Consider the following 3,196-nt stretch of genomic DNA (forward strand, 5'->3'; position numbering starts at 1 on the left):
CATCGTTTCACTGCTGAGTTCGGGATGGGATCAGGTGGTTCCAATGCTCTATGGTCGTCAAGAAATTCGGTAGCCAGGTCGTGGGCCTTTTCAGGTTCACGCTCCAGCGAATGGGTATGCGATAGTTGGGTGTTTTGTGAGTATCTCGAACTTTCGGTTCGTTTCGTCTTCACACACCGCAATCTGGTGCTCTTTCGCTTTTTAGCTCGAAGCATGCAAATTGCTTGGGTGTTATATGGTCAAGCCTCACGGGCAATTAGTATTGGTTAGCTCAACGCCTCACAGCGCTTACACACCCAACCTATCAACGTCGTAGTCTTCGACGGCCCTTCAGGGGACTCAAGGTCCCAGTGAGATCTCATCTTGAGGCTAGTTTCCCGCTTAGATGCTTTCAGCGGTTATCTATTCCGAACATAGCTACCCGGCAATGCCACTGGCGTGACAACCGGAACACCAGAGGTTCGTCCACTCCGGTCCTCTCGTACTAGGAGCAGCCCCTCTCAAATCTCAAACGTCCACGGCAGATAGGGACCGAACTGTCTCACGACGTTCTAAACCCAGCTCGCGTACCACTTTAAATGGCGAACAGCCATACCCTTGGGACCGGCTTCAGCCCCAGGATGTGATGAGCCGACATCGAGGTGCCAAACACCGCCGTCGATATGAACTCTTGGGCGGTATCAGCCTGTTATCCCCGGAGTACCTTTTATCCGTTGAGCGATGGCCCTTCCATACAGAACCACCGGATCACTAAGACCTACTTTCGTACCTGCTCGACGTGTCTGTCTCGCAGTCAAGCGCGCTTTTGCCTTTATACTCTACGACCGATTTCCGACCGGTCTGAGCGCACCTTCGTACTCCTCCGTTACTCTTTAGGAGGAGACCGCCCCAGTCAAACTACCCACCATACACTGTCCTCGATCCGGATAACGGACCTGAGTTAGAACCTCAAAGTTGCCAGGGTGGTATTTCAAGGTTGGCTCCACGCGAACTGGCGTCCACGCTTCAAAGCCTCCCACCTATCCTACACAAGCAAATTCAAAGTCCAGTGCAAAGCTATAGTAAAGGTTCACGGGGTCTTTCCGTCTAGCCGCGGATACACTGCATCTTCACAGCGATTTCAATTTCACTGAGTCTCGGGTGGAGACAGCGCCGCCATCGTTACGCCATTCGTGCAGGTCGGAACTTACCCGACAAGGAATTTCGCTACCTTAGGACCGTTATAGTTACGGCCGCCGTTTACCGGGGCTTCGATCAAGAGCTTCGCGTTAGCTAACCCCATCAATTAACCTTCCGGCACCGGGCAGGCGTCACACCCTATACGTCCACTTTCGTGTTTGCAGAGTGCTGTGTTTTTAATAAACAGTCGCAGCGGCCTGGTATCTTCGACCGGCATGGGCTTACGCAGTAAATGCTTCACCCTCACCGGCGCACCTTCTCCCGAAGTTACGGTGCCATTTTGCCTAGTTCCTTCACCCGAGTTCTCTCAAGCGCCTTGGTATTCTCTACCCAACCACCTGTGTCGGTTTGGGGTACGGTTCCTGGTTACCTGAAGCTTAGAAGCTTTTCTTGGAAGCATGGCATCAACCACTTCGTCACCCAAAGGGTAACTCGTCATCAGCTCTCGGCCTTAGAATCCCGGATTTACCTAAGATTCCAGCCTACCACCTTAAACTTGGACAACCAACGCCAAGCTGGCCTAGCCTTCTCCGTCCCTCCATCGCAATAACCAGAAGTACAGGAATATTAACCTGTTTTCCATCGACTACGCTTTTCAGCCTCGCCTTAGGGACCGACTAACCCTGCGTCGATTAACGTTGCGCAGGAAACCTTGGTCTTTCGGCGTGGGTGTTTTTCACACCCATTGTCGTTACTCATGTCAGCATTCGCACTTCTGATACCTCCAGCAAGCTTCTCAACTCACCTTCACAGGCTTACAGAACGCTCCTCTACCGCATCACCTAAGTGATACCCGTAGCTTCGGTGTATGGTTTGAGCCCCGTTACATCTTCCGCGCAGGCCGACTCGACTAGTGAGCTATTACGCTTTCTTTAAAGGGTGGCTGCTTCTAAGCCAACCTCCTAGCTGTCTAAGCCTTCCCACATCGTTTCCCACTTAACCATAACTTTGGGACCTTAGCTGACGGTCTGGGTTGTTTCCCTTTTCACGACGGACGTTAGCACCCGCCGTGTGTCTCCCATGCTCGGCACTTGTAGGTATTCGGAGTTTGCATCGGTTTGGTAAGTCGGGATGACCCCCTAGCCGAAACAGTGCTCTACCCCCTACAGTGATACATGAGGCGCTACCTAAATAGCTTTCGAGGAGAACCAGCTATCTCCGAGCTTGATTAGCCTTTCACTCCGATCCACAGGTCATCCGCTAACTTTTCAACGGTAGTCGGTTCGGTCCTCCAGTTAGTGTTACCCAACCTTCAACCTGCCCATGGATAGATCGCCCGGTTTCGGGTCTATTCCCAGCGACTAGACGCCCTATTAAGACTCGCTTTCGCTACGCCTCCCCTATTCGGTTAAGCTCGCCACTGAAAATAAGTCGCTGACCCATTATACAAAAGGTACGCAGTCACCCAACAAAGTGGGCTCCCACTGCTTGTACGCATACGGTTTCAGGATCTATTTCACTCCCCTCTCCGGGGTTCTTTTCGCCTTTCCCTCACGGTACTAGTTCACTATCGGTCAGTCAGTAGTATTTAGCCTTGGAGGATGGTCCCCCCATATTCAGACAAAGTTTCTCGTGCTCCGTCCTACTCGATTTCATGACTAAGAGATTTTCGCGTACAGGGCTATCACCCACTATGGCCGCACTTTCCAGAGCGTTCCGCTAATCTCAAAGCCACTTAAGGGCTAGTCCCCGTTCGCTCGCCACTACTAAGGGAATCTCGGTTGATTTCTTTTCCTCAGGGTACTTAGATGTTTCAGTTCCCCTGGTTCGCCTCTTAAGCCTATGTATTCAGCTTAAGATAACCATCTTATGATGGCTGGGTTCCCCCATTCAGACATCTCCGGATCAAAGTCTGTTTGCCGACTCCCCGAAGCTTTTCGCAGGCTACCACGTCTTTCATCGCCTCTGACTGCCAAGGCATCCACCGTATGCGCTTCTTCACTTGACCATATAACCCCAAGCAATCTGGTTATACTGTGAAGACGACATTCGCCGAAAATTCGATTCTTGCTCATAA

At 51.6% G+C, this 3,196-nt stretch carries 2 rRNA genes; both read right to left on the reverse strand.

Annotated elements, in window-relative coordinates:
- A 5S ribosomal RNA gene (rrf, locus tag E3W21_RS07065) occupies positions 1-62 on the reverse strand; the annotation flags it as partial.
- Between the two features lie 173 nt (positions 63-235).
- Positions 236-3,127: ribosomal RNA gene (locus tag E3W21_RS07070) — 23S ribosomal RNA — on the reverse strand.
- Positions 3,128-3,196 lie beyond the last annotated feature (69 nt).

It is taken from the genome of Pseudomonas sp. F01002, assembly GCF_004402115.1.
Classification (GTDB): domain Bacteria; phylum Pseudomonadota; class Gammaproteobacteria; order Pseudomonadales; family Pseudomonadaceae; genus Aquipseudomonas; species Aquipseudomonas frigoris.